Origin of the sequence: Corynebacterium belfantii (assembly GCF_041898185.1) — a bacterium.
GTDB lineage: Bacteria > Actinomycetota > Actinomycetes > Mycobacteriales > Mycobacteriaceae > Corynebacterium > Corynebacterium belfantii.
Genome location: NZ_CP157823.1, coordinates 170,380 through 192,892 on the forward strand (window position 1 = coordinate 170,380; position 22,513 = coordinate 192,892).

At 55.5% G+C, this 22,513-nt stretch carries 19 protein-coding genes and 3 pseudogenes; 20 read left to right on the forward strand and 2 right to left on the reverse strand.

From position 1 onward, the window contains the following. Window positions 1-4 precede the first annotated feature (4 nt). The 18 genes and pseudogenes from ABMV07_RS00980 to ABMV07_RS01065 all read left to right on the forward strand — a co-directional run bounded on the left by ABMV07_RS00980 (window position 5) and on the right by ABMV07_RS01065 (window position 19,112). Entirely contained in the window at window positions 5-565 is a 561-nt protein-coding gene (locus ABMV07_RS00980; RefSeq protein ID WP_374064807.1) for a hypothetical protein, read from the forward strand. A gap of 372 nt (window positions 566-937) precedes the next feature. Further along, window positions 938-1,291 (forward strand): hypothetical protein, encoded by a 354-nt coding sequence (locus ABMV07_RS00985; RefSeq protein WP_088267915.1) that lies wholly within the window; start codon window positions 938-940, stop codon window positions 1,289-1,291. Between the two features lie 107 nt (window positions 1,292-1,398). Beyond that, window positions 1,399-1,734 carry a hypothetical protein gene (locus tag ABMV07_RS00990; protein WP_088267916.1) on the forward strand — a complete coding sequence of 112 codons (336 nt, stop codon included), beginning with the start codon at window positions 1,399-1,401 and terminating at the stop codon, window positions 1,732-1,734. A 16-nt stretch (window positions 1,735-1,750) separates the two neighbouring features. After that, window positions 1,751-4,735, forward strand: coding sequence for a phage tail tape measure protein (locus tag ABMV07_RS00995; RefSeq protein ID WP_374064808.1), 2,985 nt, complete (start codon window positions 1,751-1,753; stop codon window positions 4,733-4,735). Window positions 4,736-4,800: 65 nt separating this feature from the next. Then, window positions 4,801-7,722 (forward strand): hypothetical protein, encoded by a 2,922-nt coding sequence (locus ABMV07_RS01000; RefSeq protein WP_374064809.1) that lies wholly within the window; start codon window positions 4,801-4,803, stop codon window positions 7,720-7,722. Between the two features lie 43 nt (window positions 7,723-7,765). Continuing rightward, complete coding sequence (locus ABMV07_RS01005) at window positions 7,766-8,521, forward strand: hypothetical protein (protein WP_229254909.1); 756 nt, start codon at window positions 7,766-7,768, stop codon at window positions 8,519-8,521. Further along, complete coding sequence (locus ABMV07_RS01010; RefSeq protein ID WP_197691971.1) at window positions 8,522-9,418, forward strand: hypothetical protein; 897 nt, start codon at window positions 8,522-8,524, stop codon at window positions 9,416-9,418. Further along, window positions 9,411-10,535, forward strand: coding sequence for a hypothetical protein (locus ABMV07_RS01015; RefSeq protein WP_374064810.1), 1,125 nt, complete (start codon window positions 9,411-9,413; stop codon window positions 10,533-10,535). The genes ABMV07_RS01010 and ABMV07_RS01015 overlap by 8 nt, the downstream gene beginning before the upstream one ends. After that, the gene (locus ABMV07_RS01020; RefSeq protein WP_374064811.1) at window positions 10,535-11,752 is read left to right on the forward strand and encodes a hypothetical protein; all 1,218 of its coding nucleotides are present in this window, start codon (window positions 10,535-10,537) and stop codon (window positions 11,750-11,752) included. Before ABMV07_RS01015 ends, ABMV07_RS01020 begins: the two co-directional genes overlap by 1 nt. 15 nt (window positions 11,753-11,767) lie before the next feature. Then, on the forward strand, window positions 11,768-12,010 hold the full coding sequence (locus tag ABMV07_RS01025; RefSeq protein ID WP_374064996.1) for a carbohydrate-binding protein: 243 nt from the start codon (window positions 11,768-11,770) through the stop codon (window positions 12,008-12,010). A 132-nt stretch (window positions 12,011-12,142) separates the two neighbouring features. Further along, window positions 12,143-12,913, forward strand: coding sequence for an N-acetylmuramoyl-L-alanine amidase (locus tag ABMV07_RS01030; protein ID WP_196977191.1), 771 nt, complete (start codon window positions 12,143-12,145; stop codon window positions 12,911-12,913). Between the two features lie 2 nt (window positions 12,914-12,915). Continuing rightward, window positions 12,916-13,239: a hypothetical protein gene (locus ABMV07_RS01035; RefSeq protein WP_088267922.1), complete on the forward strand. Its 324-nt coding sequence runs from the start codon at window positions 12,916-12,918 to the stop codon at window positions 13,237-13,239. Window positions 13,240-13,245: 6 nt separating this feature from the next. After that, the gene (locus ABMV07_RS01040; RefSeq protein ID WP_088267923.1) at window positions 13,246-13,710 is read left to right on the forward strand and encodes a hypothetical protein; all 465 of its coding nucleotides are present in this window, start codon (window positions 13,246-13,248) and stop codon (window positions 13,708-13,710) included. Beyond that, window positions 13,707-14,039: a hypothetical protein gene (locus ABMV07_RS01045; RefSeq protein ID WP_374064812.1), complete on the forward strand. Its 333-nt coding sequence runs from the start codon at window positions 13,707-13,709 to the stop codon at window positions 14,037-14,039. The genes ABMV07_RS01040 and ABMV07_RS01045 overlap by 4 nt, the downstream gene beginning before the upstream one ends. A 270-nt stretch (window positions 14,040-14,309) precedes the next feature. After that, window positions 14,310-14,941: pseudogene (locus tag ABMV07_RS01050) on the forward strand (transposase); the annotation flags it as partial. A gap of 126 nt (window positions 14,942-15,067) precedes the next feature. Further along, on the forward strand, window positions 15,068-16,609 hold the full coding sequence (locus tag ABMV07_RS01055) for an IS1634 family transposase (RefSeq protein ID WP_374064146.1): 1,542 nt from the start codon (window positions 15,068-15,070) through the stop codon (window positions 16,607-16,609). 17 nt (window positions 16,610-16,626) lie between these two features. Next, window positions 16,627-17,549 (forward strand): annotated as a pseudogene (locus tag ABMV07_RS01060) (IS3 family transposase); the annotation flags it as partial. 180 nt (window positions 17,550-17,729) lie between these two features. After that, window positions 17,730-19,112 carry a polysaccharide deacetylase family protein gene (locus ABMV07_RS01065; RefSeq protein ID WP_088267925.1) on the forward strand — a complete coding sequence of 461 codons (1,383 nt, stop codon included), beginning with the start codon at window positions 17,730-17,732 and terminating at the stop codon, window positions 19,110-19,112. On the opposite strand, the gene ABMV07_RS01070 is transcribed toward ABMV07_RS01065, so the two are convergent. After that, window positions 19,109-20,473, reverse strand: a complete 1,365-nt coding sequence (locus tag ABMV07_RS01070; protein WP_097784534.1) for a PLP-dependent aminotransferase family protein — start codon at window positions 20,471-20,473, stop codon at window positions 19,109-19,111. The two genes, ABMV07_RS01065 and ABMV07_RS01070, sit on opposite strands and share 4 nt — an antisense overlap. A 90-nt stretch (window positions 20,474-20,563) precedes the next feature. On the opposite strand from ABMV07_RS01070, the gene pdxS reads away from it, so the two are divergent. Together pdxS and pdxT are read left to right on the forward strand one after the other, a co-directional pair. Next, window positions 20,564-21,457 (forward strand): pyridoxal 5'-phosphate synthase lyase subunit PdxS, encoded by an 894-nt coding sequence (gene pdxS / locus ABMV07_RS01075; RefSeq protein ID WP_088267613.1) that lies wholly within the window; start codon window positions 20,564-20,566, stop codon window positions 21,455-21,457. Further along, entirely contained in the window at window positions 21,451-22,008 is a 558-nt protein-coding gene (gene pdxT / locus ABMV07_RS01080; protein ID WP_088267612.1) for a pyridoxal 5'-phosphate synthase glutaminase subunit PdxT, read from the forward strand. Before pdxS ends, pdxT begins: the two co-directional genes overlap by 7 nt. Here pdxT and ABMV07_RS01085 read toward each other — a convergent pair. Then, window positions 22,005-22,439, reverse strand: a pseudogene (locus ABMV07_RS01085) (sortase); the annotation flags it as partial. The gene pdxT and the pseudogene ABMV07_RS01085 overlap by 4 nt on opposite strands. Window positions 22,440-22,513: the final 74 nt, after the last annotated feature.

A 22,513-nucleotide genomic window follows, 5' to 3' on the forward strand; every position in this document is an offset into this window, starting at 1 on the left:
GAAAATGTCCAATTACGCTAATCCGGAGAAAGCCTATGTGTGGCTTGACGGTGATGCATTCCGAGGTCCCGCTGGCGCAGATATGCCTAGCGATCTTTTCGCTGAATCGCTTGAGGGATTTCTGCCATATGGCGGTGTCGAAGCTGGCTTTGAGCTGACCTCGGAGCAGGCTGTTAATAAGCTGCAGGTGTTTAATTACCGCAAGGCTGCCTACAAGGTTGCTCGTGACCCGCTAACCGAGGGTTGTAAGTTCCGGGCAGTCGATAATTCTGAGGCAACTGTTCGCACGCGTGCCCAGGGTGGAAAGATTAAAAAGATCGGCGACCACTATGCTGTCGAAAAGGGCATTGGTGAGGAATTCTCCTTGCTGATCCGCCTCGACGATGGTGAAGATCAAATGGCTATTTGGTGTGAGCGATGCACCCTTTCTGGCCCTGCGACTCGCGCTGCTATCGATGGCAAGAGCCTTGATGGCTATGAATTCTCCGTGGAATTCCTCGTGCCAGCAGTTGAAATTCTTCCTGGGCTTCCAGAAGGAATGACCGTCGATGACGATAGCGGTTAGGATGAAGAAGACGGGGCCGGTGAGAAAACCGTAACCCTTCCCTCCGGAGCATCCGGGGGTACCTTCACGCTTTCCATCGATGGCCAGAAATCCGCTGATATTGCGCAGAATTCCAACGGCACTGCCGTACAACTGATCCTGCGCCAGGTCAAGGGCGGGGAGAAAGCCTCTGTCACAGGCCGCGCAGGAGGCCCCTTCACTGTGAAGGGCGTGACCGGTGTACTGACCGCAGACGGCACCAACCTCACCGGCTCCAGCTCGCAAGAGGTCACCGTCGCATAATCAGCGCCGGTATTGAGGAAAGCGGATCGCCTCTTCTTTTTGAAGAAAAGGATCCGCCCTTTTTATTCCACCACCGAGAAGGGAAAACCCATGTCTGAAAAAATCGATATTTTTGAAAAAGCCTGCTCCGTTGACGCAGGAGAACCACAAGAAATCACACTCCGAGGCAACGATCTCACCATCCGCCGGAACTTCACCGCAGATGAAGTCCACAAGATCATCCGCCTCTACGGCCCAGAGGTCGCAGAGCAGCCGCTAAAAGAGGTCACCCGCGAGCTCATTGAGCTTATTTCCACATCGGAGGAGAAAGCGAAGGCTGATTTCGTGGATGATTTGATGCAGCTTTCATTTCCAGAATTCAACAAGGTGCAGATCACACTGACCCAGCTTGCAGGTATCCGTGGCGAAGATGGAAATTTTTTGACGGGGTCGAAAGACTCCTAACTTCCCTGGAAGACCCTCAAGAACACGCCCGCTGCCTAGCGGGCTTTCAGCGTTTCTACGGCCTTAATTGGCGGCAGCAGCGCAGGGAAATCTTCTGGGTCGATCTTATGGTTCTGGTCCTCAAGCTCGACGACTACGAGTGGGGATACACCGATGAAAACATTGCATCCCTCATCGACCGCGAAGACTACTGGCTCAACGCCGAATACCAATCGTGGACAACAGACCCAGAAGACCCAGAAGTCAAAAAAGCCCACGAACAACGAAAAAGATCAGGGGCCAAACCCCCACCCAAGCCAATCATCTATCCCATCGCCCAACGCCCACAGCACGCAGCAGCGCGCCGGGCGAAGGAGCTTTTAGCTCAGGTAGCTGAGGTAGAGAAAAAGCCGGCGAAGAAGCGCATCAGTATTCGTCAGTTTCGGGAGGGCATAGGTAGATAGCTGAGAGGAGCGTGCTATGGCTGGCGGCAAAATCGATATTCTGGTTGAACCAGATGTAAAGGGCTTTGGCCCAAAGATGGAGGCGGGGCTGCGCCCTGCGCTCGGCGTTGCCGGCAAACTTGGCGGTGCACTGGGGCTTGCATTTGCAGGTGCTGGCATCGCAGGGTTCGGTAAGGAGATCATCGAGGTGGGTAACACCTACCGCACGGAGATGAATTCTTTGCAGGCGGTCACCCAAGCTTCTGGTGCGGCAATGGAGGCTGCCGCTGCCAAAGCGCGTGAGCTTGGCAACGACATGGATCTGCCTGCCACGTCTGCTGGTGATGCCGCGGCTGCGATGACCGAGCTTGCCAAAGGCGGGTTCACGCTCCAAGAGTCGATGGACGCAGCTAAGGGCACGCTCCAGCTAGCAGCTGCTGCACAGATTGAGGCTTCCCAGGCTGCCACTATTCAATCTCAGGCGATTCAGGCTTTTGGGCTGACAGCGGATCATGCAGCAACCGCTGCGGATGTTTTATCTGGTGCTGCGAACGCGTCGTCTGCTGAGATCACCGGTATTGCGCATGGTCTGCAACAGGCAGGTACGGTCGCGCATCAGTTTGGCGTCTCGATGGAAGACACTGCAACCACGCTGGCCATGTTCGCCAATGCAGGTATCCAAGGCAGTGACGCCGGAACGCTCATGAAGTCAGCGTTGCTTGCGCTGACAGATCAGGGGAAGCCTGCGCAGGCTGCGATCAAAGAACTCGGTCTAACAATCCACGACGCCAAGGGCAAATTCGTCGGCATGCCGGACCTCTTTGACCAGCTCAACAACGCGGCAGCCCGCATGACCGACGAACAATACCAAGCGGCAACAGCAACTCTCTTCGGCTCCGACGCAATGCGCCTAGCAGGCATCGCAGCCCAACAAGGCGCAGAAGGCTTCAACCGCACCCGCGCCGCGGTCACCCGCGCCGGGCAAGCGGCAGAACTTGCAGCGGCGCAGACTCAAGGATTGCCAGGGGCTATTGAAAAGGTCGGCAATGCTTGGGAAGAGACAGCCCTTGGTATCTATACCTCTGTTGAGGGGCCATTGGCTGAAGGCCTCGGAAAACTTGCTGAGGGGATCACAGATATAGCGCCGGTTATCTCTGGCGTAGCGACGACCTCTGTTAACGCTTTGGGCTCTGTCACGCAGGCCGCAGGTAGCCTCGGGTCTGCATTTGCTTCATTGCCAGCCGAAGTCCAGCACGTGGGCCTTGCCTTGGCAGGCTTGTCTATTGCTAAGCACGTCGGGTTGCTCGGGGCGCTTAGCGATAAAGCCACAGCGGTGAAGACTGGGTTTTCTGGGTTCAGCGATGAGATGCGTGTTCAGGCTGCGCTGGCGAAGGCTAATGGTGTTGAGATCGGTCGCATGGGCCAAGCCATGGCTGTTGCTGAAGCTCGCGCTATCAGTGGGCTGAAGGCGTCTGCGAAGGGCGTTATCAGCGCTTTTGGCGGGCCATGGATGGTCGGTCTTGGTGCAGCCACTTATATCGTCGGTGAGGTGGCCAATGAGTCACGTAAAGCCGCGGAGCAGCAGAAGCTTCTAGAAGAAGCTACCCGTGCGAGTGCGCAAGCTCACCGTGACATGGCAGCTGCGTTAGCTGCAGGAGACACAGCCGGTGCGATCAATGCGATGTCTACTGCTCTCGATGGATTTCTTGAGAAGCAGCAGCAGCTCGCGGAGACGAAGCCTGGGAAGTTCAGTGGAGCTCTCAGTGTGCTCTGGGAGGGAACCAAAGACTTCGATCTGATCAACGCAGCAATGGACACCGCTATGAACACTGCTGTAGCGGAGCGCGCGGAAAAAATTGCTGATGCGTTCCAAAAGGTCGGTGCCTCAACCGCCGAAATGACATCGGCTGTCACAGGCAGCAAAGAAAAATTCGATGCTCTTACGGCTCGTTTTGATCAGACCACCGAAGGCGGGAAAGCGGCAGTCGCTCAGCTCACGCAGCAGCGTGAGGCATGGCAGCGGATCGGTGAAGAGACTAAGAATCTTGCCCCTGGAGCAACGGAAGTTTCTGAGGCCGTCGCAAAGATCGGTGATGCTTCCTCGTCTGCAGCAGACAAAGCTAAAGCGCTGAATTCGTTGCTTGACCAGATGTTTGGCCAAGCCCAGTCGAAGGATGATGCTGCTGCAAAGCTTGCGGAGCATATCGACCAGATCGGTGACGCTGCCGAAGGTGTCGCAGATAAAGGCGACGGTTTCGGCGACAGCCTGTTTGGTGCAGACGGGAAGCTTGATCTTTATAAGAAGAATTCCCGTGAGCTGCGTCAGGAGCTGATTGGCTTTCGTGACGAGCTCGGAAATGTCGCCGCCAGTGGAGGTGACATGGCGTCTGCGTGGGAGCAGACCCAAGGCGCTTTGACTAAGCTTGGTGAGCATTTTGGTTTGTCTTCTGAGCAGGTGCGTGATCTTGCGTCGTCGATGGGGCTGATGCCTCCTGTGATCGAGACGCTGGTCAGTATCAAAGATGATGAAGCGAAGAAGTCGTTGGCTGAAGTCTGGGTACAGTCCAAGGAGCTAGCGGAGTCTCTCGGGCAGCCGAAGGAATTCCAGGTTGCTGACGTGGAGAAAACTACAGATGATTTGAAAGCTCTTGGGTTCCAAGTTGAGGTCATCAACAAGGAAACAGGCCAGATTAAGGTCACGGCTCAGACCGAAGAAGCACTGAGCAAACTTGACACTGTGATGACGTCAACGGCGAAAGTTGACCAGCTGCAAGCTGGTGTCACGATCGACGTTGAAGACGAGAAGTTTCGTCTTGGGATCGCTGACTATGAGCGATTGACGACGGAACTCGACGGGACTGAGATCTCTGCTAAAGCTCGGTTCGATATCGAGGAGTTGCTGCAGGGCAAGGAAACCTCTCTTGCTGAGTTGCGGGCCCTGTCTGAGGAGGTGGCTGATCCGCAAGCTAAGTTGGTTCTTGATCAGCTGATTGAGGATAAAAAACAGCTCTCAACAACCTGAATGAGGTTGCGCAGAAGAAGACTGAGGCGAAGATCTCCGCGAATAATGATCAGCTCAAGACGGCGGTGACAGAGTCGAAGGGGCTGCTCGACGGTATCCCAAAGACCAAGGTGATCAGCCTCCTGATGCGGAAAACATGGGACAAGATCACAGGAAACGCCGATGGTGGTATCGCAGGATATGCTACCGGTGGGCGTCTTCCGGTTACAGGTCCTGGTACGGATCGTGTGGATGGGATTCTTGGGGTTGGTTCTGATGGGATGCCGGTTGCTCGTGTTGATGCGGGTGAATGGGTAATTAATCGCCGATCATCTGAGAAATACCACGATGTATTAGCACAGATTAATGCGGGAACTTTCCCAATGTTCGCTACAGGCGGTTTGGTCAAAGCTGCTGCTGAGATCAAGCGCAGTATTGCGTTTATGCACGGTACACCGTATCTCATGGGCGGGTGGAGTCCGGCTGCAACTGACTGCTCTGGCGCAGTCTCAGGAACAACGAACGTTGCTGTTGGGTTGCCCTTCTTCGATACGAGAACGTCAACAGTCAGCGAGGGGCCATGGCTCGATGCAAAAGGCGCACTGCCCGGGCGCGGTGGTCTAGGCGACATCACGATTGGCTGGTGGGATAAAGGCGGAGGCGCCAACGGGCACACTGCTATGGTGCTGCAGGACGGAACGTTCGTGGAATCCGGTGGCAACACCGGTGGAGGTTTCACCATTGGTGGTAAAGCTGGGCCTCTCGACGGTCGCGGTTTCGATCAGTGGAGGCACTTCCCGGGCGATGGGTCAAGTGTCGCGAAGATAGATGACCTATCGAGTGATGTGGGCGTTAATACCCGTGGTGATGCGAACTGGGGTAGTGCTAGTGAGCTGCACAGTATGGCAGAACGTTATGTGGGGCTGTATGATCAAGGCGGCTATATCCCGCACGGTGGTCTTGGTCTGAACCTGTCGGGGCGTCCAGAGCCTGTCTTGACCGCTAAACAGTGGGATGACTTTGCACACCTAGCTGATGGGTTGCAGAAGCTGATTCCGGTGCTGAGCCGTGCTGCATCAGGTGGTGGCGGTGGAGGGTTTTTCGATCAATCCGAGTTGGTCATTGATGCGGAAAAAGGGCTTGCTGAAACACGCAAGCAGATTGCGTCATCGACGGTCGATCTGCGTAAAGCGGAAGAAGCTGTCGCCGAGGCCCGTAAAGATCTTTCACGTGCAGAGCGTGATGCTCTGGACAAGATCGCGGACAAAGAAGCAGCCTTAGCAAAGGCACGTGAAAGTGGTGATCCTAGCAAGATCGAGAAAGCCGAGCGTGATCTAGCAAAGGCTCGTGAAGATGCGCCAGATAAAGCGAAGAAAGCGGCAGAAAAGATTGAGGAGGCCGAGAAGGATCTCAATGATCTGCGTGATAAATCGACGAATGCTGCAAAGCGCCTAGAGGCAGCTGAACGGACTGTGGTCGCGGCACGATTTAAAGCGGCAGCAGACATGGTCACAGGTGTCAGTGAGGCGCTACAGGCTGGTATTGGTCACATCCAGAAGTACTTTTCTGTGATGGGAGACCTCGCGGAGATGGTCGAGAAGACCCGCCAAGAAGTCTCAAAGCTGCAGATGCAGCAGACAATGAACCGCCTGCAGCTGATTAAGTCGGTACAAGATCTCCAAGTAAAAGAGTGGGATCTGCAGCGAACCCGCGCTATGGGAGCAGTCTCTGTCGCGCAGGCTGAAGCGGAGCTGGACAAGGCGCGTCGTCAGCAGGCGAAGCTAGGGGCAACGTCGATCGAGGCGATGAGTGGTGCGATGGACAGATTCCGACGCACGGGCATCTTCTCGATTGAGGAAGTCGCATCGTCTGTGATTGAGAATTCCTCTGCTGTCAAGGCGGCCCAGTGGCAAGTCGAGGTGGCTAAAGCGCAGGCAGCGATTGATGAGCTGGAGGCTACACATGCACAGGCAGCAGCTCAGCTGCAGGTGGCTGAGGCGACATTGGCACAAAATGCTGCGGCGGAAATGCTCAGGCTTAATACTGCTGCTCTCACTGAGCAGGCACGCGAGCTTTATGGGTTGACGTCGAATCAGGCTCGAGGTGCTGCTGCAGGATTCGGCGGTGTGGGCAAGGTCGTTGGTGGTCTTGGAAAGATCATTGGTGGCATTCTTGGAGGTCTTGCTGGCTTCGCGGCTGGTGGGCCACTCGGTGCGGTCGCTGGTGCTGGTATGGCGCTCGGTGGCCTTGGTGAGGTTGTTCGAGGTGGCTTTGATATTCACAACAACAAGCGCGAGATGGCGGAAGCATGGAAGGGCATGAGCCCTGGTGCAAAAGCCGGAATCGTCGCCGGGGCCCTCGGTGGTGCTGCACTGTCGATTGGTGGTGGTGCTTTAGCTGGTCGCCTGGGGCCTGATGCTGCAGTCGGTGGCGCGAAGCTGGCCGACCAGTGGATGGGGGCAACGATCGGTTCGATGGCCTATGGAGTGGAATCGAAGATCGCAGCGATGCAGCGGCGTCAAGCAGACAAGCAATCTGCTTTATCCACTGCTATTGAGGCGCAAAAGCTCCAGCTAGAGGCGAAAAAGCTCTCTACTCAAACAGAGTACGCCTCCAAACTGGATGCACTAAAAGCACAGCTGGATTATGCGAAATTGCAGAAGCAGCTTGCGGAGGCGTCAACGAAGCGGGAGGCGGAAGCTCTCGCTAAGGCTGCAGAAGTTGCAGCGCAGCGTCGTGAAGCAATGCTGGCTTTGGCCCAGCGCCAAATCGCACAGCAAGACGAGACGAACAGGCAGCTTGCGATGCTTGTGGAGGCCCAGCGGGCAGCTGCGAAAAAAGCTGGGATTAATACCAGCCCAGTGGAATTCACGTTGCCGCCGGGAGATGCATTCACCCGAGGGCAGACAGAGGCAATGCTGCGTGAGGTCAGAGATGAATATGAGCGGCGCATCGCAGCTTTGACTCAGATTGATGCGAATCGTTTTGTTGACTCCAAGATTGGATAGAAAGGAAACACCTCCTATGAGTGGGATTACCAGAATCTCGTATATGTCCCCTTGGGGAATCCAGTTCGATTTGTCGGAATCTGAGTGGACTGCTGGCCTGAGATATGCAGGCCTTTCAGGAATGAAATCTAAGGTCCAAGCAAAGACCCTGCAGGCAATCGGACAGTCAGGGCAAATCACAGAATCGACGCAGATCCAGCCGATGGACGGCACAATAACGCTTGCACTAGCAGGTGAAAATGGTGAAACCGTTGATGGCGTTTATCGCAGGGTCTGCGCCGCCTTCTCACAAACCCTGTTCGGCACACTGTCTGTGGATACGAGTCTTCACGGAACTATCTACACCCAGGTCAAAGCGGCAGCACCGATACCTGCTCCCAAATCTGATCTGCTCGATGAAACTGTGGTCGATTCAGTAGAGATCAGCCTCATCTCAGATGAGGGGGTGTGGTGGACAGATTGGGCGTATGGAGAAGACACCGTGCTTGTCACCAATGATGGTGAAGTTTCGATCCCCATCCGCATTAGGTGGAAGGGGAAAGGTGGGGCGGTCACCTTGCCATCAGGTGCAGTGTTTGATCTGCCACCAGTGTCTGACTGGAGAACGCTCATCTTGGATTCTGAGGAATCCTGCGTCGTGATTAAAGATGACGGGCTTCCAGACTATGAAGTTTGGCCGGCAAAGATCGCAGTGACTCCGGAGCTGGTGCCGCCGTGCTGCGCACGAAAATTTGTTCTTCCCACAGGAGCGTCCGCTATGTGGAGAATCGCACTGACAGACCCATGGAAGGTGATCTAATTGGAGTTCAATTGGGAAAACCACAAGAAGCATCGTGATCAGGTGATCGCAGATCAAGGTCAATGGCTGGGGCTGCTGGATGAAAACGCCACCCCAATGATGGATCTACCGCCTGTCATGGAAATGCGAATGCCGGAGGCTACCAACGACCCTGCGTCTGGCATGGTGAAATTGCGAGTCCAGTCTGCAAGTGGGATCGTGCACCCGGTCATTCATCAGCTCATTGCTGATGGCCTCGGAAAAACAGATGATGTGGGGCGTCTTGTTCCATTGAGTGAGGCGACGCGATTTATTGCGATCGAACGAGCGGGCTCTAGACGGGTCTTTCGTGTGGATTTTGCTGTGGCTGAAGGCGGCGCGGGTGCACCATCAGTGCTGGCAGTTCATGGAACGGACATGCTAAAAACTCTGGCGCGTTTTCCTGCGATGTCAGGGCCGACGACATGGACAGGGAAGTGGACGCGATTCACGAGGGATTGGGCTGGTCCTGAAAATGTTGGTGTCCAATTTGACAAGCCTCGGGATCTGCAAGACATCAAGATGGTCACGGTTGCAGATGGTGCAACTGAGCAGGGGGCAGCAGAGCCACTGATCAGGAAGATCATTTCAGATTCATTAGCCGCTACGTGGCGTGCCATCGGACGGGAGGATCTTCTAGCGGATCCGCCCGTGCAGGTAGATCCCAATCCAAGTGGGCGAAAATCAAAGAATATTCTGATACGTCCAACCGATCGTTCGATGTGGGAGGAACTGGCACCGCTGGCCGCTGCGGCCGGAGTCAGTATCTCCGCAGAGATGTGGTGGCCAACAGATGCTCCTATTAGCGGGCTAAACCTGAAAAGCCCCACGATCGTTATCAAGGTGGAACAACGTGAAAAGGCGGTGACTTATGGGTAAGCCTTTGCTCGTAGCTGACGGTGGAACAATGACCGTCGGGCGTCGACAAGCAACGTATGTTTACGGACAATTTGATGTACGTCTGCCAGAGGGCAGAGAACAAGCCGACGTCGAAAAGCGGCTACAAAACGGGTACATCTACCGCCCAGATGAGCCTGCGGCGGGGCGGTTCGACGTAGCATTCGTCAGAGCTGATGCCACAGTAGACCTGACTGCTCAAACCTCGGATCTCGAAACACAAATAGAAGCCGCACAACTTCGCACCGAAGGTGACATCTTCTTCGAACGAGACATCACTGATTCCGGAACTGGAAGATACAGACCAGGTATCGACATCAAGCGCGGAGACATCGTCGACGTGCTGATCTGGGGTCGGATCCTGCCGCTTCCAATCACACGGTGGGAAATGATCTCTGATGACACCACTTCAGTGGGGTGGCGATGGCACGTTGGCGGCGCAATGATCGAAGACGCCGAAGCGCTAAGAAGCCACAATGACCAGCTCTTGCAGCAAATAGCCCAAGAAAAACGCCAGATGACTAAATCGATCGGCGTGGTGTCTCAGCAGGCTGTATCGGCTGGTAAGGCTGCCGCTAAGGCAGATGGCAAAGCGGTAACAGCGCAGGAGACTGCTGATGATGCTTTGGCGAAGTGGCGGCGGCAAAAAGACCAGCTGGATCAGGTTCAATCTGAGCTGATCCGCAAGAACACTGAATGGAACCGGCTCCAAGACGTAGGCTTGAAAGAATTGGAATCACAGCAAGCGGCGATGAAAAGGTTCGTCGAGCTGAGTAGGCCGGGTATGGTGACTGCGGATTCGTGGACTCCGGTGCAGGCTGGCCCTGTACAGGTCTCATACCCCTCGCGGAATAGAATCCAGTTCTACCTCAGGCCCTCCAATACTGTCGTGGGCGCGTCGGTGCTAGGAGTAGCACGCGTCACGGCCTTGTCCGGGTATTCATCCTCATTCACGGTGGAGATTAACGCCGGCGAAACGGTAACCCCCCGCGTAGGAAGCTTTGAAGCTTTCCAACAAGTGTCGGTCACAGTACACCCGATCGTCGATTTCGCAGCGATTTTGAAAGAAGAACGAAGAAAGAGAGGACTACGACAATAATGCCTGCTGTTCAAGGAAAATTATCCACGATCACCAATCAGCCCTCAAGGATTAAGGAGGTGTGGCTGCGCCCTGCTGCCACCCGCCCGGGGGATGGTGAGTTGATTGTGGATGAGCCGGTGCGCATCACTGTCGATGAGCATGGTGAGTTCACGGCGACTATCGCGCCGGGTGCTGCTGTGCTGGTGTTGATTGGCACGGATTTTATGGCCCGTGAATCGATCCCTCTACTGATCCATGAGGGTACTGCCACGATTCGGCAGGCGGTGGAGGATGCGAAAGATTTCACCCCTGATGTGCATGACAGGCTAGCGGAGTTGGCTGATCAGGTGGCTCGTGGTGTGAAATCCACGGGTGAGGCGGTGAAGTCTGTGGCTGCTGATCGTGAGAAGGTTGAGGCTGCTGCGGAGGCTGTGGAGGCCTCGTCGGCTGCTGCGAAGGCTGCTGAGGCCTCGGTATCGTCGGCGTGGCAGCAGGTCAAGGCTCGGCTTGCTCAGTGGGAGGAACGCGTCCAGCAGCTTGATAGGTGGCAGCCACAATACGAGTGGTTGAAAGAGCATGCTGAGACTTCTTTTGCTGTGGTGCAAGAAAAGATCACCCAAGCCACACAGCAGATCGTGTCGCAGGTCAGGAGTGATGCTGAAGCGGTCAGGCGGGATGCTGCGACGGCGGGGCAGCATTCTTTGAAAGCGCAGGCCGCGGCGAAAACAGCAGAATCCGTAGCAACGTCGGCGGTCGATGCTGTGGTGAAAAAAATTCTTGACGGTGCACCACAAGCCTATGACACGCTGAAAGAGGTTGCGGACGAGCTTGCGTCTCAGAAGAGTGTTGCGGCCGCGCTGATCAATCAGCTTTCCGAGAAAGCGTCACAAGCGGAGGTGGCGACGCTTGCCCAGAAAATCACGAATTTGGGTATTGATGGGGTTCGTGGGTTGGCTGAGGCTTTGGCCGGTAAGGCAAGTTCCTCGCACACCCACAACAAGGGTGAGATTACAGGGCTTGAAGACGATCTAACTAAGGTTAGTCAGCTGGAAGAGAAGTATTCCACGATTGAGACTGAGATTGGTAAAAAGGCTGGAAAAGACGAGATTGCCGGCATGGCCACCAAGTCCGAGGTACAGAAGCTACAGGACGCGGTGAACGCTGCCCCGAAGATCCAGGTGGTTTCGAGTATGCCGAAGCGTCCAGATCACAATACTATCTACGTGGTTCGGTGATTGGTGATGGGTGGTATGAAAGTCGGGGGTGAGACCCCCAGAGAAATTTTCTACGGGAGCACTCCGGTAAAAGAGGTGTACTACGGCGATACGAAGGTCTGGCCCGAGATCACAGAATGGGAGCTCGGAAAGTACTATAACCCCGGTGATGTAGTCGAGTATAACGGTGGGGTTTACCGATCCGTGAGGGCCCATGCTTCAACCCGACTAAGGTCACCCCAAAACCCGGTGTACTGGAAATACCTTGGACGGGCGTAAGACCCGAACCCGGAAACGTCGTTTTTCTGTGGCTGAGGATCGACATTGAGTTATCCCCGCACCCGCATAGGGTGCATTTTTTATGCCCCACCAATCCGGTGAGGGCTTTGTCAATAGATAAGGAGAAGGAAAATGAAGCCAAACCCGAAGCACCGGGGGGACCCGTTATTCCTGCCCGAGGTGCTGAGAGCATTCGGGGTGAAAGTTCAAGAATGGGACGGGTGGAAAGACCGTGGCCACGGTGACTTTGGTGTGATCCAAGGAGTGTTCGCGCACCACACAGGCACGGATAAAGACATTCCTGGTTATATCGCCAATCACCCAGAGCTGGGCTTGTGCTCACAAATTCACCTGAACCGCGACGGCACGGCAGTGATTGTCGGCGCAGGAATCGCTTGGCACGCAGGCCGCGGATCCTATCAAGGGTGGCCTACAGACAACGCAAACCAAGTGGCTATCGGTATTGAGGCGGCGTCGTCTGGTACAAGCCCGTGGCCACAGGTGCAGCTTGATGCTTATTACCGGTGTTGTGCTGCTATTTTGTGGTATCTCGGGAAGCCAGCAACCCCACAAACGCTCCTAGGCCATAAGGAATACTCCGGTGCGGCTCAGGGTAAGTGGGATCCAGGCGGAATCGATATGAATGATTTCCGCAGGAATGTTCAGAGATATATAGATAACCCGCCTTTTATGGGTGGGGGGATGAAGAAAGAAGAAGAGGATCCCATGATCAAATCGTTGATTAACCCATCGAAGTGGTTCGCGCAGTCCACGTTGATCAGCATTGTGGATGCCACCTGCTGGCAGATTCTTGTGCTGGCTAAGGCTATTGCCAAAAAGCAGGGTCTTGATCCTGATCAAATCCTTGCTGACGCTATCACCGCTGATCGAGAGGGGAAATAATCATGGCTAATACTGATATTCAGGCTGCTGTTACTCGTGCATTGGAGTCGCAGTCGTGGTGGCTGCGCCGTAAGGATTCTTTGACTTCTGGCGCCGGCCTTGTCTTGCATTTCGCTAACCTGATCGTCGCTTTGCTCGGGGATGCTAACCCCTGGGTGAACGTCGCCGTCGCTGTGGTTATCGGTGTCGCACAGCTTATTATCCACGCTGGAACAAAGGGAGCTATTACACCTTCTATGGTGACGCGGATCGACAATGCGGCACCTCCGTCGCCAGTATTTGATCTTGATAAAGTTCGCAATAGTCTTGCTGAGTCGGCGGGGTGATGCCCTATGCCTATTGATCATCTACCTCTTCGTGTTCAGCCCGTTGCGTTGCGTGCACGGGCTTTTTTGATGACCGATTCCACGGCGTTGCTGTTGTTGGCTGTGGTGCAGGTTGCGGTGGGGGTTTACTACCTTCCTGACGTGTTAGGTGATCCTTTGCAGTGGCAGCGACCTGCAGAATCGATCATGCCAATTGAGGCGTGGGCGTGGGTTCATATTGTTGTTGGAATTATCTGTGGTGCTGCAGCCTTTACTGATCGGTGGCATATTGATGTTGTCGCCCTGGCTGTTGCCACGGGGCTGAATGTCTCATGGGCGTTCAGTCTTCTCGCTGCTGCTGTTGAGTATCAGCAGACGGTGCTGTGGCTTGTCGGTGTGCTGATTCTGTCGTTGACTGGCTCCATTATGTGGGCTGTATGGCGTGGCAAGCGCGGTGACATTCCGATTGGCGACGATCGGAGGCAAGCATGAGTACGCTTGCAGCGTTGGTGGCTGCTCTTGGAGGTCTCGTTACCGCGATCGGTTCTGCCATTGTGGCGTACACGAAGCAGCGAGCAGACGTTCAGGCTGCTAAAGGTAGCCGTATTGATTTGATGGAGGCGCGGATTGATAAGGTACAAGCCCAGTTCGAAGCGGAGCATGATAAGCGAATCAAAGCAGAGACGCTGGCGCATCGTTTGCGTCTCGGGCTGATCACAACAATGGATTATGGATCCGTTGGGCTGATCGCGGTTCACCGCCTCCGCCTCCTGCAGCCCCTGATTTCAGAGAGATTAAGCACTTGCTCGAAGGTTAAGTAATGCCCCGTTGGCTTCGGCTGACGGGGCGGTCAAGCATAGAGAATATGGAGAGAAACGTAGGCACTCCCTAGATGTTGGTTCGTGTTACCCGAACGTAGGCCGAACACGAGCAATAAACATAATGGTAAGAAGTGAAAAGCATCTGACTACGGATCAGAAGGTTGGGGGTTCGAATCCCTCCGGGCGCACCAACAAAACCCCAGCTCATAGTGAACTGCTCCCCATTAGTTGGACTGAGAAATCAGTTACCTACTAGTGGGGAGCAGTTGTATGCGTGCACGTAGTTCGTTGTCGGCGGGACAGCGGGAAGAATTGGTGGCTCTTTTCGAGCAGGGTTATAGTTATTGGGCTGCAGCTCATCATGTTGGTGTTGGTGTTTACCCAGTCCGTGCTTTGTTTCGTCGGTTCTTGCTCCATGGCAAGCTATGTCTTGTGGAAAAGCCTTCAAAGCAGCAGTACTCTTTCGAAATCAAAAAGGAAGTTGTCCAACGCCATCTAGCTGGCGAGTCGAAGATGGATCTGGCCCGTGAGTTTGGTCTGTCGTCGGATCAAGTGGTCGGATATTGGTCGCGAAAATGGCGCAAAGGTGGTGATGACGCGTTAAAGCTGAAACCGAAGGGCAGGCCTAAAGGTTCAGCTAAGCCGAAGGTGCTTACTGAAGAAGATAAGCTGCGTCGCGAAAACGAACGGTTGCGGGCTGAAAATGCTTATTTAAAAAAATTGCGGGACTTGAGGAACCAGGGACACGCCTGAAAGCCCAGGCGATCGTCATCCTCAAGTCACAACACCGCTTGGCAGATCTCCTCGCGGCGGCAGATATGCCGCGGGCGAGATTCTTCTACCATCAAAAGCGACTCGATAAGCCGGATAAACATGCTGCGGTAAAGCACGCAATCCTAGAACCTGACTTGGCTCATTTTGGTGTGTTGTAGTTCATATTGACGTTTCTGCCTGTGGGGTTGGGTATCAGAGTGCGGGTTTTGTCTGACTAAGCGGGTAGCGGTGGGGGTGCCGGTAGGCTGTTGAATATGTCACCGAGTATCCGCCGGGTCCCGACGGCGTCGGGTGCGACCGCTGTTCAAATCATCTGGCGGTACCGCAACCGCAAACCTGAAATCGAACACGTCGGCTCCGCCCATACCGACCACGATCTCGCAGCGCTGATGGTCAAGGCTCAGCGGCTTGTCGATGGCGAGCAAATTTCACTTGACCTCAAAGTGTTGCCTTCTGCGGTTGCTGTGTCTGGAACAGGCACGGTTGATAATCCCGTCACGGTATCCGGTGAACGCGCAGGTCTTCTCCTAGACGCGATTCGCGGGGCCTTCCAACTCCTTGGCCTGGATACGGCAAGCGGCAAGGACGAGGTGTTTTTCAACCTGGTCCAAGCCCGTATTATCTCGCCGGGTTCCAAGTTTGATTCCATTGAAACTCTGGCAGAAGTCGGCGTGGCCTCGGCTTCATACGCGACTATAAAGCGCTACCTTCCGCGGTATGCCGACAAAGACTTCCGCGACCAGATAACCCACGCGCTAGCCACACACGCGGCCATTGGTCCTGGTGTGATGGTTCTCTACGATGTGACAACCTTGTATTTTGAAACTGACGTGCCCGACGAGCTACGCAAACCCGGGTTTAGTAAAGAACGCCGACTCGAACCCCAGATCACTGTCGGGATGCTCACCGACTCCACCGGCTTGCCCTTGGCGATCGGCGCGTTTGAAGGCAATCGTGCGGAAACGCACACCATGTTGCCAATGATCCTGCGTCTTAAAGACGCCTACCACCTTGACGACATCACGATTGTTGCTGATGCTGGCATGTTTTCAGCCGCCAACAAGACCGCGATTATCGATGCCGGGTTGGACTACATTCTGGGCACGAAAGAACGCGAAATCCCAGAACCAATTAAAGCCTGGCTAGATGCAGCGGAAGGGCGCAGCTACACCGACTACGACGACGGACACATCTGGACCCACCGTCACCACAGCGACAAACGCCGCACCAGCGGCAAACCGCAGGCAGTGACCTATTACCAGTATTCCTACGATAGGGCTCGGCGCACAAGGCGCGGCATCGGCGAACAACTAGATAAAGCCCAGCGTGCTGTTGACGGAAAGATACCCGTCAAGCGGAATCGATACGTCAACCTCAAGGCCCCGAATAAGCAGGTCAACCACACCCTAGCCAACAAGCACCTAACCCTGGCCGGGATTAAAGGATACGAGACCTCACGCACAGACTTAAAACCCCAGGAAGTCATCGGTGCCTACCGGCGCCTGTTCACGATCGAGAAATCGTTCCGAATGGCGAAATCAGACCTGAAAGCCCGACCGATTTATCACCGTAAAGAAGACTCCATCCACGCACACCTAACCATTGTGATGGCCGCGATGGCCACAGGCCACGTGTTGGAACAAGCCACGGGCCTATCGTTGAAGCGATTAGTGCGAACCCTGAAGAAATACCGGACGTTTACCGTCGAAATCGCAGGCCAGACCCTCCATGCACAAACCGACCTGCCCGCTGACATCCGCGAACTCACCGAAAAGCTGCCCCAACCGTCTGACTAAATTGAGCCAAGTCAGGGTTGCGGGCTGAAAATGCTTATTTAAAAAAATTGCGGGACTTGAGGAACCAGGGACACGCCTGAAAGCCCAGGCGATCGTCATCCTCAAGTCACAACACCGCTTGGCAGATCTCCTCGCGGCGGCAGATATGCCGCGGGCGACATTCTTCTACCATCAAAAGCGACTCGATAAGCCGGATAAACATGCTGCGGTAAAGCACGCAATCCTAGAAAGTTTCGAAGCCAACAAGCATCGCTACGGCTACCGGCGAGTGTTGCTGGACTTGCGCAACAAGGGCTGGGTGGTCAACCACAAACTCGTCTACAAGCTCATGCACCAGATGGGTCTTCGGGCTAAAATCCGTCAGCGCAGGCCCTATAATTCCTACACAGGAACTATCAGTCGCATTGCTGACAATAAGCTTGCCCGTAAATTCACTCCAGACAAGCCCAACATCGTCTTTGTCAGCGACGTTACCGAATTTAGGGTTGCAGGCCGCAAAGTGTATTTATCACCGGTAATGGATCTCTTCGACCGCTGTATTGTCGCTCACACCGTGGCTACATCACCGTCGATAGCATTCACGGCCGATTCCCTAACAAAGGCGATTGCAGCCTGTGCGCCGAAGCCTGGATGGATGATGCACACCGATCAAGGCTTCCAGTACCAGCATTCAACCTGGCGTAATCTAATCCACGACAACGGCGGTGTTCAGTCAATGTCGCGTAAAGCTAATTGTTACGACAACGCAGTAATGGAGAACTTCTTCGGACACTTAAAAACCGAGATGTACCACGGAGAAGTTTTTGGAACCGTCGAGGAATTCACCCAAGCTGTCGAAGACTACATCCAGTGGTATAACACCGAACGCATCCAACAACGACTCAAGGGCCTGACCCCGATGCACTACCGGAATCAGGCCCTTGAACCCCTAACCACCTAGAATTAAACCAGTCCAACTTTTGGGGGCTAGTTCAGTTTGAGCTGGGGTTTCTTTGTGTGGTATTCATTGGATTGGAGTTCCACAGGTAGAAGACATAAAAGTATAGTAATTTTTATGAACTCCTCCCTAGTGCATGAAATGTCCCTCGCCCAATTGTTTGGAATACGCTAAGTTTTTCTTATGAACAGTGTTCACTTCCGCCCTCGTGTCAGCATTTTTCTTGCTGTGTGCCTGCTTGCTACGGGTTGCACTATTAGCGCTCCAAGTACCTCAAATGATTCGCAATCTTCACACTTTCAGAGTGCTGCGGCTCAGCCTTCTCATGATGTTGAGCTGACGGTGGATGCTGCGTCGGGAATGGTGTCTACGAATAGTCCGCAGTTGCCTATTCATGTGCAGTGGCCGGTGTTGGAGGGGCACGCTGGTTTGTCGGAGGCGATGGCTTCGTGGGCTGAGGGTGTGGCTCGTGAGTTTATTGGGGAGTATGGGCCGCGTGATGTGAATCCTTCGGAGTTGAATGGTTCGGGGGATCAGGTGCGTGCTGGTGATGTGGTGGCGATGCGGTTGACGTTGGAGGAGTTTGGTGGGGCTAATGCGACGTCGATGAGTCGTATGTTTTTTAGTTCGGGGGATCGGGTTTGGCAGGGGCCTGATGTGATTGCGCAGGATAGGCGTATCGACGCCGCCCGCGCGGTTCTTGATCAGTTGGGTGATCGGGTGGCGTCTGGTGTGTCGGCAGCTGAGGTTGCGAGGATTCCTAATTTGTTTGGGGATGTTCTGGTTGAGGGGGATGTGATGCATGTGCGGTTGCCGCAGGCGAGTGTGTTGGCGTCGTCGGAGGGGATTGTTGAGGTTGATATTCCTGCGGAGGGTCTGTTGTCGCAGAACGGTAAGCGGTTATTGCCGCCGGCGCCGGTTCCGACCCCGATGCCACAGTTGCCGCAAGTGCAATCTAGAGGGGCAGAGCCAGTGGATTGTTCAGTTTTAAAATGTGTGGCGTTGACGTTTGATGATGGTCCTGGGCCTTATACGTCGCAGATTTTGGATACGTTGGATTCGCGTGGGGTGAAGGCGACGTTTTTTGAGATTGCGACGGCGATTCCGCGGTTCCCTGAGGTGGTGCGTCGGCAGGTGGCCTCGGGCATGGAGATTGGTAGTCATACGGTGACGCATCGTCAGTTGCCGTTGTTGTCGTTGGTGGAGCAGCAGCAGGAGGCGGATGGCGCTAGTGATCGGCTGGTGGAGGCGGGTGCGCCGCGGCCGGTGATGATGCGTCCGCCGTATGGTGCGTGGAATCAGGATACGAGGCGTTTGGGTTATTCGTTGATTTTGTGGAATGTGGATTCTGAGGATTGGAAGAATCGGGATGCGCAGGTGACTACGAATAACATCATGGCTCAGGTGCAACCGGGGTCGATTGTGTTGATGCATGATATTCATCCGTCGACGGCGGCGGCGTTGCCGGGGATTATTGATCGTTTGAAGGAACAAGGTTATACGTTGGTCACGGTGTCGCAATTGTTGGGTCAGCTCACTCCTGGAGAGGTGTATTACGGTCGTTAGCTGACGGCCCATGCGATGTGGTGCAGGGCTTCGGTGAGTGTTGCGTCGTCGTGGGAGCCGAATCCGATGACGATGCCGTTGCTGGGTCCGGAATCGGGGTGTTGGCTCCAGTAGTCGGAGAGTCCTTCGACGATGATTCCGTGTTGGCGGCAGCGTTGGAGGATGTCTGTTTCGGGTCGGGTGCAGGCGAGTACGGCGTGGAGGCCGCCGACGATAGGGGAGAGTGTGGTTCCGGGGATGGATCCGAGGATGGCGATTACGGTGTCGCGGCGGCGGCGGTAGATGCGTCGGAGGTTTTGGGTGCGGCGGCGTAGTGCTCCTGAGCTTAGGTATTGGGCGAGTGCTTCTTGGGTGATGCCGCTCGCGGTATTGCCAAATATTGTGCGCAATTCAATTAAGCGTGGTACTAGGTGGGGTGGAGCCACTATGTATCCGCAGGAGACTTGGGGGGAAATGAGTGAGGAGAACGTGCCCAGTAGTGCGGTGTGGTGGGGTGCCAGGGCGAAAAGGGCGGGCAGGGGTTGGCCTACGTGGCGCAGTTCGGAGTCGAAGTCGTCTTCGATGATGAGTCCTGTGGTGCGGGTGGCCCAGGTGGTTAGTTGGGTGCGTCGATAAGCGGGCAGGGAGCCGCCGTGGGGGTATTGGTGGCTGGGGGTGACTAGGGCCGCGTTGAGGTCGGGGAGGTTGTGGGTGATCAGGCCGTGGTTGTCGGTGGGAAGCGCCACGGTGGTGGAGCCGAGCGCTGCGGGTACGCGCCGCAAGCTGGGGTAGCCTGGCGATTCCACGCCGACGCGTAGGTCGGGGCCGAGTGCTTGGAGGATGAGTGAGAAGCCTTCGCGGGCGCCGGCGGTGATGATGATGTGGTCGGGGCTGGCTACTACGGCGCGCATGCGGCGGAGGTGGTCTGCTACTTGTTCGCGCAGGTGAAGTAGCCCTTGGGGTGGGGTGTGTGCGGGTGGTTGGGTGCAGGCGGTGCGCCAGGCGGCGCGCCAGGAGGAGTTGGTGAGGGTGGCGGTGTCGGGAAGGCCTGGGGTAAGGTCGATGGCTGGTGGTTCTGGTGGTGGTGTGGGGGAGTGGGCGGGGGCCGGCGTGGGGGTGAGGTCGGGGTTGATGCAGGTGCCGGAGCCGCGGGCGGCGATGAGGAAGCCTTCGGCGAGAAGTTGTTCGTAGGCGGTGACTGCGCTGCCGCGGGAGATGCCTAGTTGGGTGCTCAGGGCGCGGGTGCTGGGGACATGGTCGCCGGGTTTGAGCAGGCCACGGCCTACGAGGATGCGGATGTGGTCGGCGATTTGGGCGGGGATGGGGTCGGTGCTGGCGCGATTGAGTCGTATGGGGAGGTTGGTGACCAGGTCGGGGCGCATAGAGGTATTGTCGTGCACAAAAGTGGTCTATTGCAACACGCGGAATTTGGATCTAGCATTAGTCCACTTTTGTGGGCTTGGATAGTCATCATGACTCAAGAAACTTTTACTGCAACTACGCGCGTGAAGCGCGGCCTGGCCGACATGCTCAAGGGTGGTGTGATCATGGACGTGGTCACCCCAGAACAGGCTCGCATCGCTGAGGATGCCGGCGCTTCTGCTGTGATGGCGTTGGAGCGCGTACCTGCGGATATTCGTGCGCAGGGTGGTGTGGCTCGTATGTCGGATCCTGATTTGATCGAGGGCATTGTCAACGCTGTGTCTATCCCGGTGATGGCTAAGGCTCGTATTGGCCACTTTGTGGAGGCCCAGATTTTGGAGTCTTTGGGTGTGGACTTTATCGACGAGTCCGAGGTGCTATCACCTGCGGATTATGTAAACCACATTGATAAGTGGAACTTCGATGTGCCTTTCGTGTGCGGTGCTACCAACTTGGGTGAGGCGTTACGACGCATCACCGAGGGCGCTGCCATGATCCGCTCTAAGGGTGAGGCCGGCACTGGCGACGTTTCCGAGGCTGTGAAGCACCTGCGCACCATCCGTGGTGAGATCAACCGTTTGCGCAGCATGGATGAGGATCAGCTTTATGTTGCTGCTAAGGAGATTCAGGCTCCTTATGATCTTGTCCGCGAGGTTGCCGCAACCGGCAAGCTGCCTGTTACCCTCTTTGTTGCTGGTGGTGTTGCCACGCCTGCCGACGCTGCCTTGGTGATGCAGATGGGGGCCGAGGGTGTGTTCGTGGGCTCGGGCATTTTCAAGTCCGGTAACCCTGCTGCGCGTGCTGCTGCGATCGTGAAGGCCACCACCATGTATGACGATCCTTCTGCTATCGCAGAGGTGTCTCGCGGCCTAGGCGAGGCAATGGTCGGCATTAACGTTGCCGATGTTCCTGCACCTCACCGTTTGGCTGAGCGCGGATGGTAATCGGAGTACTCACCCTCCAAGGTGGGTTTGCAGAACACATTGCAATCCTAGAGGCCTTGGGTGTGGAGCACCGTCGGGTGCGCGTGCCCAATGACCTGCTGGGGCTCGACGGCCTGATTATCCCAGGTGGCGAGTCCACTGTGATGGATAAGCTGGCGCGTGCTTTCGACCTTGCGGAGCCCCTGCGTGTGGCTATTAACAATGGTCTGCCAGTGTTTGCTACCTGTGCTGGGTTGATTTACTTGGGCACGGTGGAAAATCCCGCGAAGGGCCAGCAGACGTTGGGTTGTTTGGATGTTGTGGTGCGCCGTAATGCCTTTGGCCGCCAGGTGGATTCTTTTGACGCTGTAGTTGAGGTGGAAGGAATCGATGCGAATGTGGCCTTTATCCGCGCCCCCGAGGTTATTTCCTGCGGTGCGGGCGTTGCGGTGACTGCGCGTGTGGGCGATCACGTGGTGGGCGTGCGCCAAGGCAAGATCCACGCCTATGCGTTCCACCCAGAATCTGCTGGTGAGGCCCACTTGCATCAGGCGTGGCTCGACAGTATCTAGTTGTTGCGCTGTGTCAAGTTGCTGCGCTGTGCTTTGCGACTGTTCTTGCGTAGCCACCAGGCGAGCAGGATCAGTACGAGCGCGGCTGCGGCGACGATGGCACACATCCACCATTGCCATACCACTGTGGACTCCTCGAAGACCTTTTCTTCTGAGGGGTCCATGGGCACTTGGTGTCCGCGAACTAGTAGGCGGTGGGTGTTGATGCCGTAGGGGGTGCAGGTAATAAGCGTGATGTAGTCTTTGCTGGGTTCGCGGCCAAGGTCGTCGATGTGGTCTGGGGTGACCACTTTGATCTGATCTATTTCGTATTTGAGTTTGTGGCCAGAGACTGCCACGTAGAAGGCATCTCCTTCTTTTACTTTTACCAAGTTGTCCCACAAAGTAGTGGTTTGAATACCGGTGTGTGCGGAGAGTACTGCGTGGCGGTTTGGTTGCGTCCGCTAGCGTGGTGTATCTGTAACTACCGGTGCGGTCCTGATGAATGAATGAGGCGACCACCGCG

Excerpts from the sequence above, each read along its gene's own strand:
- ABMV07_RS00980 (WP_374064807.1), top strand. The coding sequence starts at position 5 with ATGTCCAATTACGCTAATCCGGAGAAAGCCTATGTGTGGCTTGACGGT.
- ABMV07_RS00985 (WP_088267915.1), top strand. The coding sequence starts at position 938 with ATGTCTGAAAAAATCGATATTTTTGAAAAAGCCTGCTCCGTTGACGCA.
- ABMV07_RS00990 (WP_088267916.1), top strand. The coding sequence starts at position 1,399 with ATGGTTCTGGTCCTCAAGCTCGACGACTACGAGTGGGGATACACCGAT.
- ABMV07_RS00995 (WP_374064808.1), top strand. The coding sequence starts at position 1,751 with ATGGCTGGCGGCAAAATCGATATTCTGGTTGAACCAGATGTAAAGGGC.
- ABMV07_RS01005 (WP_229254909.1), top strand. The coding sequence starts at position 7,766 with ATGTCCCCTTGGGGAATCCAGTTCGATTTGTCGGAATCTGAGTGGACT.
- ABMV07_RS01015 (WP_374064810.1), top strand. The coding sequence starts at position 9,411 with ATGGGTAAGCCTTTGCTCGTAGCTGACGGTGGAACAATGACCGTCGGG.
- ABMV07_RS01020 (WP_374064811.1), top strand. The coding sequence starts at position 10,535 with ATGCCTGCTGTTCAAGGAAAATTATCCACGATCACCAATCAGCCCTCA.
- ABMV07_RS01025 (WP_374064996.1), top strand. The coding sequence starts at position 11,768 with ATGAAAGTCGGGGGTGAGACCCCCAGAGAAATTTTCTACGGGAGCACT.
- ABMV07_RS01030 (WP_196977191.1), top strand. The coding sequence starts at position 12,143 with ATGAAGCCAAACCCGAAGCACCGGGGGGACCCGTTATTCCTGCCCGAG.
- ABMV07_RS01035 (WP_088267922.1), top strand. The coding sequence starts at position 12,916 with ATGGCTAATACTGATATTCAGGCTGCTGTTACTCGTGCATTGGAGTCG.
- ABMV07_RS01040 (WP_088267923.1), top strand. The coding sequence starts at position 13,246 with ATGCCTATTGATCATCTACCTCTTCGTGTTCAGCCCGTTGCGTTGCGT.
- ABMV07_RS01045 (WP_374064812.1), top strand. The coding sequence starts at position 13,707 with ATGAGTACGCTTGCAGCGTTGGTGGCTGCTCTTGGAGGTCTCGTTACC.
- ABMV07_RS01055 (WP_374064146.1), top strand. The coding sequence starts at position 15,068 with ATGTCACCGAGTATCCGCCGGGTCCCGACGGCGTCGGGTGCGACCGCT.
- ABMV07_RS01065 (WP_088267925.1), top strand. The coding sequence starts at position 17,730 with ATGAACAGTGTTCACTTCCGCCCTCGTGTCAGCATTTTTCTTGCTGTG.
- ABMV07_RS01070 (WP_097784534.1), bottom strand. The coding sequence starts at position 20,473 with ATGCGCCCCGACCTGGTCACCAACCTCCCCATACGACTCAATCGCGCC.
- pdxS (WP_088267613.1), top strand. The coding sequence starts at position 20,564 with ATGACTCAAGAAACTTTTACTGCAACTACGCGCGTGAAGCGCGGCCTG.
- pdxT (WP_088267612.1), top strand. The coding sequence starts at position 21,451 with ATGGTAATCGGAGTACTCACCCTCCAAGGTGGGTTTGCAGAACACATT.